Source organism: Microbacterium sp. K41 (assembly GCF_004794395.1).
In the GTDB taxonomy this organism is placed as follows: Bacteria; Actinomycetota; Actinomycetes; order Actinomycetales; family Microbacteriaceae; genus Microbacterium; species Microbacterium sufflavum.
In genome coordinates this window covers 1-417 of sequence record NZ_SSDO01000003.1, presented here as the reverse complement: position 1 = coordinate 417, position 417 = coordinate 1, and the positions used below count along the sequence as shown (strand labels likewise).

Below are 417 nucleotides of genomic sequence, written 5' to 3'. Positions count from 1 at the left end.
TGAGGCCCCGCGTGGCGGCGGCCGTGGACCCGGCGGTGGTGAGCGCCGACATGCGGGCGGCGAAGCTCTCGCTCGCGGTCGGCAGGTCGACCACGCCTTCCGCGTCGGCGCCGTGGAACAGGGCGTCGAGGGCGGCCGCATCGAGCTCGTCCGGTGCGGAACCACCAGGAAGACGGCGAAGTCGGGGTTGCTCGGGGCTGTCCCCCTCCTCGATGCGCAGCGCTCCGCGGACCGCGAGGTGCACGATCTCCGCGGGGATGACGTCCTGCGCCTTCGGGATGACCGCGGCGGCGACGAGCGGCGGCAGCGTGTCGGGCACGTGGTACTGGGCGACGACGATCCCCGTCGCGCGGCGGCGACGTCGGGTGAAACCTGCAACGGCGAGCCACCCCGCGACCGCGACGCCGACCGCGCCGA

The 417-nt window shown here is 75.1% G+C and carries 1 protein-coding gene; it reads right to left on the bottom strand.

From position 1 onward, the window contains the following. A partial coding sequence (locus DW309_RS00015) for a DUF2207 family protein (RefSeq protein WP_136044158.1) occupies window positions 1-417 on the bottom strand: 417 nt, incomplete at both ends.